Origin of the sequence: uncultured Campylobacter sp., from assembly GCF_938045595.1 — a bacterium.
In the GTDB taxonomy this organism is placed as follows: Bacteria; Campylobacterota; Campylobacteria; order Campylobacterales; family Campylobacteraceae; genus Campylobacter_B.
The window spans coordinates 1-6526 of sequence record NZ_CALIBB010000320.1 but is presented as its reverse complement, the minus strand read 5'-3'; the positions used below and the strand labels follow the sequence as shown (position 1 = coordinate 6526).

The following is a 6526-nucleotide window of genomic DNA, read 5'->3' as shown; positions in this document are numbered from 1 at the left end:
TTAGCGACGTCGAAAATTTAGCTAAAATTTTTAGCGATCTGATAGAAAATTTTGGCTAATTTAAGAATTTGGCAAAGCTGCGTAGATTTGATAAAAATTCTTCGTTCTACCAAGTTTCGCCGAATTTACTGGGGTTTTCGCTCGTAGTTGCTTGGCGAATTTTATCTTTGCCGTGTGTATTGCGTAAGAATTTCGCTCTGCGCCGCTTTTGCTAAGAATTTTATCTGCAGCACGCTCGCCGCTTTTACAATTACTTTGCTATGCAACGTCGATTTCGCAAAAAGCCTTAGCAAAACGCCACCGCCTCAAAGGCGAGCTTCGCCGACGAACGCTACCGCTACTAGGAATTTTTTAAAAGAATACTGCTTTTGCGCGAATTTCAGCAAATAGCGCGGTCTTTGCGCAAAATTCATCTCGCTCTCTTTGCGTAGAATTTCATCTTCGTCAGGTGACTCTAGCGGCATACTGCTGTACTTTGCCGTCTTCGTGAAAAATTTTATCTTTGACGCGCCCGCTGCTTACGCAAGAAGCTTGGCTAGGACAATGCCGTTTCTGCTGGGATACCGCCCGCTTCGTGGATTTATAGAATTTTATTTAGTCACGTTGCCGCTGAGATAAATTCTGCCCCGCTTACCGCTTCTGCGCGGATTTTAACCATGCCTGACAAGCGCAATTAAAATTTTACTTTGCTTTGATACAGCGGCGTTGAATTTTACCCTTACAGCGCGGCAGCATAGAATTTTTAGGCTATGCAAAATTCCGCCGCAAAACCTTGCTTCCTTGCCTATTTTCACGAAAGGGATTCAAAATTTTGCTGCTTTACGCGCTGCCGCACTAAATGCACGCAAGATGAAAATTTATCAAAGGACTTCAGCGTAGAATTTCGTGAGGCTAAATTTTACCGCTGCGAAAAATTTCAACCACTCATAGCAGGCGTCTGCGGCGCGATAAATTCCAAATTAGAGCTTCAAGTAGGCTTCGCTTCTTGCCAAATTTTAACTACCTTGGTCGCCGCAAAACTAGAAACTTACAAAATCGCTTTATGAAATTTCGCAGCATCTCACGGTAAAATTTTAAAATCAGCGCCGTGCCTGCAAGGCATAATTTAACGGAATTTTACTTGCCAAATTTGGCTAAGCTTTCTCTTTCGAAGTTTAGCAGCCATGCTTTGGTCGCTACGCCGCCCGCGCCGCTGTATCCGCCGAGCCCGCCCGAAGCTACGACGCGGTGGCACGGCACGATGATTGGGATCTTGTTTTTGCCATTTGCGCTGCCTACTGCTCGGCTTGCGCGCGGTCTGCCGATAGCCGCGGCTAGCGCGCCGTATGTTACGACCTCGCCGTAAGGGATCTCTAAAAGCGCGCTCCACACGGACTTTTGAAACTGCGTGCCATTTTGGCTCAGTTTAACGCTAAAGCTTTCAAGCTCGCCCCTGAAATATGCGCCAAGCTCGTCGGTGCAAAGAGCCAAATTCTTTCTTAAATCGCTAAGCCTTAAATCGCGTCCTTTATCATCCGCTGCACGCACAAAGCCGAATTTAAGCCCTGCGTCGTGTTTTTTAAAGATCTCATCATTGGGGCTGCAGGCAGAGCTTTTGACCCAGTCGATACTGCAGATCCCGATCTCGTCATCCTGAATTTCAAGCATTCCAATAGGCGAATTAAAAAAGGCTTTTTGCATCTCAATCCTTTCAAATTTTTACTGGTTTGATCAAAAAATTTTAAAAAGCGCTTGCTGCCAGTGCAAGCTAAAGCTCGAAAACGATGGAATTTCATGCGGTAACGCGAATTTTTTAAAATTTACACGCGAGGCGCCGCAAAGCCTCTACTCAAACTGCATGATATTTACTAAAACCCCGTCGAAAACGTCTTGCTTAAAAAGCTTGATCTCGCGCACGATATCTGCATTGTCGTCGTCGATGACGCCGTTTTTGACGAGGCTGTCCTCGATGAGCTTAAAGATAAAGGCGTGGTTGCTGACGTCGGAGATACCGCTTTTAAAGCCCATTTCAAGGCGCACCGGCACGCCTATGTGCACGCCGCGCAGGTCCTTGGCGATGTAAAGATCAGCGATCGTGCGCACCATCTTTTTCGCCATTTGGTAGCTCGCCGTGGACGACAAAATATCATTAAGACCGAAATTCTCCATCAAAAGCGGAATGCGAACACGCGCCAAAACCCCTTCGCCAGGCTCGCTCGCGCTCTTTTTCAAAAACGAAATTTTAATCCTATGCGCGATGCCTATGAAACGCGGCTTAAGCTCGATGAGCCTAGCTCTAGGCGCTTGCGGTAGCGAGATAGGACGCGAAGCGCTTGCAATAGGCAGAGCCTGCGGACGCTCTCGAAGGCTCGCGCGCTCTTTCGTAGGCGCTTTGCGCGCAGGCTTGCCATAGAAATTTACGGGCTTAGTCGCAAAAGTTGATTCACTTCCAAAAGCTGCGGACGCGGGCTCATCACCAAGCGCCCCCTCCGCCATAGAAGAAGCAAACGTAGAATTCTCGCCCGTTAACGCAGGCTGCGCTGATCGCTCAAATTCGAGCGCAAATTTATTTCCCGCTTGCGGCGGCAAATTTAAAGGATGTCGCTCTTGTGCGGAGCTTTTCTGCTCTAAATTTTGCCCGGCGGAATTTTCGGACGCGTAATTTTGCCCTTTTGCCAAGCACATTGAATCCTCACCGACGAAATTCTCATCTTGAAACGCGGATTCCAAGACATTTTCCGAGGCAAAATTTACGGCACGGCAGCTAGCGAAATTAGCGCTTTGCTTCTTGGCAAACTCGGAGCCTTGAGGCCCACAATCATTTGCGCACTTTATATCAAGCGCAGAATTTACGAAAGTGGAATTTTTTGATGCAGAGCTTTGTGCCGTAGAATTTTTACTTCGTAAGTCCGTGCCCTGCTCTGCTACAAACGAATTTTTAGCTGCAAAATTCTCCGTTTGAGCCATAAAATTAGAATTTTGCGCCCCAAATACGGAATCTTTCACGAGCGCAGAGCTTTGCGCGGAAATAAAATTTCGCGATGCAGGAATGAAGCTTTGCCCTTTGGCAGAATTCGCAGACACAGAGCTTTGCGGCATAAAATTTTTACTTCTCGCATTTGCGCTCTCTTCGAAACTAGCGGCGAGCCCCACACTCATGTCATCCTGCGCAGCATCATTTTGCAAAATTAAATTCTCGCGCGCCGTATCCCACGTGGTATCTACGCAAAATTCCGCCCGAGCTGCACCATAAAATTCTGCTTGCGAAACATCTTGAAATTCCGCCTGCGAAGTAAAGCCTTGCGCACTCTGAGCGCTGCGCGCAGAAAAATCGCCACACCTTGCATTTGTGGCATACGAAGTCTTTGCCAAGCTGTCGCCAGCCTCGGGCGAAACTGCGCCCGAATCTCCTTCGCAAAAGCTACCAAAATCGCAGGCGCCGTCAAACTCCGCATAACCATAACCATCCGCTGCGCGGAGACGATCTGCGCGGGCTTTCTTTTTGGGCGTAGAAGAGAGCGTGAGCCTGCCTGCAAGCTCGCGTCCGCCGGAGTTTAAAATCCCAAAAATTCTAGCTCTAAATCGCTCGAACTGCTCGCCGCTAAGCGCGATCTTATCGCTTAGGCTCTGCACGCCGAAGTCCGCGGCGGTAAAATTTACGATCGCTCCGTCCCTACTCGCGACGCGCACACGACCTTTTACCGAGCCTTTTAGCTTAAAATCGCTGTCTGCGAGAATTTTTTTCATCAACTCCTTCGGATTGTAGGGCATTTTAGCGCTCGCCAAAAACCACTTCATTAAATTTAGCGACGAAGCTTAGCGGATTGACGCTCACGCCATTAATCGCGATGCCGAAGTGCAGATGCGGACCGCTAACTCTACCGCTCTCGCCCGAAAGTGCGATTTCATCGCCTTTGCGAACGTGATCGCCAAGCGTCACTTTGATCTCGCTTAGATGATAGTACTGCGAATAGATGCCGCCGCCGTGATCGATCACGACCGAGCCGCCCGCGTAGTAGCGGTCTTTGGCGATGACTACAATGCCGTCGTTGGCAGCGCGCACCGCAGTGCCTACCGCGGCACGATAATCGGTGCCGCTGTGATAGCTTTTAAGCTCGCCATTAAAGGTGCGGGCATTGCCGAATGCAGAGGTTATTTTGGAGTTTAAAGGCAGCTCAAACGGCGTGGAAAAAAGATAGCGCGGCGTGGTGATCGCATAGATCGCGTTGGCTTCGTCGAGCTCTTTTTTGATACGCGCGGCGGCTTCTTTAGGTGGTTTAACTTTACCAGGAGCGACACTTAGAGCCTCTTTTTTATACTCACCCTTTTTCAAAGCAACGATCTGCTCGTGGCTGCCGCTTTGATCTACTATCCGCAGCGCGAAATCTCTCTTAGCACGGTAATTCGCTGCTAAAACGGCGATTTTATCGCTAGAATTTGGAGCCGTGATGAGAGGAATTTGCTTCGAGCCAAAGCTCAACTCGGTTGTGCTTTTATCTAATTTTAAGATAATAACGTCACCGTTTACTATGTCTAAAGCGAAAATTTTGATCGCCAAAAGTGCAAAAATAGCTAGAAATTTCATAAATTTTCCAAAATTCGTTATTTTTCATCAATTTTTTGTTAAAAATTAGCTAAAACAAATGAAATTGCTGTTATAATAACGAAAATTCAATTTTAAAAGGATTAAATGATGAAAAAGTTTTTGCTTCTAGCATCTGTTGCACTTTGCGGTCTTTTGCACGCGGACGTCGTGGCAAATCAAGAGGTTATAGCGGCTACTAACGTCGTTAGATCTTTCGTAGCGGCTAATAACTTCGGCACCGATGAGCGCTATCTAACCAGCGCCAAAGCCGTCGCAATCCTAACCGACGTAAAACGTTTAGCTGCGGGCGCATCGCTACAATACGGCGATGGAATTTTTAGCGTCAAAGGCGAGAACGGCGAGTGGAGTTCGCCGATTTTTATCAAATATAAAGGCTACGGCGTAGGCTTGCAAGCAGGCTATGAGACGAGCGACATCGTGATGATCTTCCATACTACGAAGTCATATCAAGACATTTTTACTGGCACAGACACCCTTGAGATCAATGTAGGTGCCGCAGCAGGCGGCGTAGGTAGAAGAACCGGTCGCGCAACCGATCTGCCTGATATTTCTGCATGGATGGTAAGCCCGGGCGAGCAAACAGGCGTCTACCTAGGCGTCTCGATCGACAACGGCAGAATCACTATCGACGATCAACTAACTAACGACTTCTATGAGAGAATTTACGACTACGAGGACATCTTAAATGACTCTCCGCGCGCGAATAAATACGCAAAAAGATGGAAAGAAGTGATGAGGAAGTATTTTACAAACGGCGAGAAATACGGCGCTAGCAGCAGTGCGGCGATACCTGTAAATCACGTGCAGAAAAAATATCCTGACGGTAAGCCGATCATCTCAAACCGCTCTCCTAGAACTCACGCTAAGGCTACGCGAAGCAAAAAGGCTAAAAAAGCAAAATAAATTATCGAGCCAAGCCCCGTTTATGGGGCTTCTTGTTCTGGCTTTGCGTTGATTTGTGCAAGAGCGCGCAAGCGTGAAATTGAAGCGCATAGGTTATTTTAGAAAGATTTATTGATTCTTTACTAAAGTATTTTATTTAATTTTATAAGTTATTGGATATATAAAGACCGAATAAAATTTTATGGAATTTAACGAAATTTTTATAAAATTTAATCAGTTTTTTATATTTTTATCACTACAATTACAATTCTTGTCTCGTTAGCTCAGTTGGTAGAGCATCTGACTCTTAATCAGGCGGCCGTAGGTTCGAATCCTACACGGGACACCATCTATCAAATTTCCCCCCTATTTTTAGTTTTTTGATTTTTTTAAAAGCCCTGTTTTACGGCTTTTTCAAATTTTTTCAAAAAAATTTCAAATGCTAAAAACGCTAGATTATACAGGCGGTTTAAGAGAAACTACTATATATTAAAAAATGTATAGTAGCTCTTAAACTTGTTAAACTCTTTGGAAACTTTTATAATTTGCCCTATGAAACTATATTAAATTTTAAAGGATAAGTAGTTATGAAGGTTTTTTCTAAAATTAAAGACGATCCAGCTTTTAAAACAGACCCCGATAAAGTCATTAGAAATTTCTCCCTGCCTTATCGCAAAAATACTATGGTAGAAATGATAGATGAGCATATAGCAGTTAGATTTTACCGCTCATTTAATAAAAAGGGAGAGCAAACAATCCATAGGCACTATCACTATTGCATAGGCGGCAAGCTGATTAAGTCTTTAGGTAATGCAGATGAGATAAGCCTAAGCAAAGCCAAAGAAACTCTTAAAGATTTAATGATAGATGATTCTGCTAAGCTAACTCCTGCTAAAAATACTCTGGCAAGCGTTTATAGACAGTTTCGCAGACATAACGGCAATGTTGCATTAGCAACTTCTAAAAGACGAGATATGAGCTTTAAAGCTTTAAGGGATATTTGTGACAAAGATATAAACAAGATAAGCAAAAAGGATATTATGCCGATACTGGATTATT

Annotated in this window: 7 protein-coding genes and 1 tRNA gene; 4 read left to right on the top strand and 4 right to left on the bottom strand. The window is 45.2% G+C overall.

Annotated features, from left to right (window positions below):
- Nucleotides 1–305: 305 nt before the first annotated feature.
- Complete coding sequence (locus Q0340_RS12300) at nt 306–464, bottom strand: hypothetical protein (RefSeq protein WP_298029432.1); 159 nt, start codon at nt 462–464, stop codon at nt 306–308.
- A 285-nt stretch (nt 465–749) separates the two neighbouring features.
- Between Q0340_RS12300 and Q0340_RS12295 the strand changes: the two genes are divergently transcribed.
- Nucleotides 750–1046, top strand: a complete 297-nt coding sequence (locus Q0340_RS12295; protein ID WP_298083540.1) for a hypothetical protein — start codon at nt 750–752, stop codon at nt 1044–1046.
- 70 nt (nt 1047–1116) lie between these two features.
- Here Q0340_RS12295 and Q0340_RS12290 read toward each other — a convergent pair whose 3' ends face one another.
- The 3 genes from Q0340_RS12290 to Q0340_RS12280 all read right to left on the bottom strand — a co-directional run bounded on the left by Q0340_RS12290 (nt 1117) and on the right by Q0340_RS12280 (nt 4564).
- On the bottom strand, nt 1117–1680 hold the full coding sequence (locus Q0340_RS12290) for a methylated-DNA--[protein]-cysteine S-methyltransferase (RefSeq protein ID WP_298083539.1): 564 nt from the start codon (nt 1678–1680) through the stop codon (nt 1117–1119).
- 144 nt (nt 1681–1824) lie between these two features.
- A complete protein-coding gene (locus Q0340_RS12285; RefSeq protein WP_298083538.1) occupies nt 1825–3726 on the bottom strand; it encodes a hypothetical protein in 1902 nt (633 codons plus the stop codon).
- A 25-nt stretch (nt 3727–3751) separates the two neighbouring features.
- A complete protein-coding gene (locus tag Q0340_RS12280; protein WP_298083537.1) occupies nt 3752–4564 on the bottom strand; it encodes a M23 family metallopeptidase in 813 nt (270 codons plus the stop codon).
- 108 nt (nt 4565–4672) lie between these two features.
- On the opposite strand from Q0340_RS12280, the gene Q0340_RS12275 reads away from it, so the two are divergent.
- The 3 genes from Q0340_RS12275 to Q0340_RS12265 all read left to right on the top strand — a co-directional run.
- The gene (locus Q0340_RS12275) at nt 4673–5488 is read left to right on the top strand and encodes a lipid-binding SYLF domain-containing protein (RefSeq protein ID WP_005872227.1); all 816 of its coding nucleotides are present in this window, start codon (nt 4673–4675) and stop codon (nt 5486–5488) included.
- A gap of 252 nt (nt 5489–5740) precedes the next feature.
- A tRNA-Lys gene (locus Q0340_RS12270) sits at nt 5741–5816 on the top strand.
- 238 nt (nt 5817–6054) lie between these two features.
- A partial coding sequence (locus Q0340_RS12265; protein WP_298083536.1) for a hypothetical protein occupies nt 6055–6526 on the top strand: 472 nt, incomplete at its 3' end.

What these genes read in the sequence shown, in the direction of transcription:
- Q0340_RS12300 (WP_298029432.1), bottom strand. Translation starts at nt 464, where the DNA reads ATGCCGCTAGAGTCACCTGACGAAGATGAAATTCTACGCAAAGAGAGC.
- Q0340_RS12295 (WP_298083540.1), top strand. Translation starts at nt 750, where the DNA reads ATGCAAAATTCCGCCGCAAAACCTTGCTTCCTTGCCTATTTTCACGAA.
- Q0340_RS12290 (WP_298083539.1), bottom strand. Translation starts at nt 1,680, where the DNA reads ATGCAAAAAGCCTTTTTTAATTCGCCTATTGGAATGCTTGAAATTCAG.
- Q0340_RS12285 (WP_298083538.1), bottom strand. Translation starts at nt 3,726, where the DNA reads ATGAAAAAAATTCTCGCAGACAGCGATTTTAAGCTAAAAGGCTCGGTA.
- Q0340_RS12280 (WP_298083537.1), bottom strand. Translation starts at nt 4,564, where the DNA reads ATGAAATTTCTAGCTATTTTTGCACTTTTGGCGATCAAAATTTTCGCT.
- Q0340_RS12275 (WP_005872227.1), top strand. Translation starts at nt 4,673, where the DNA reads ATGAAAAAGTTTTTGCTTCTAGCATCTGTTGCACTTTGCGGTCTTTTG.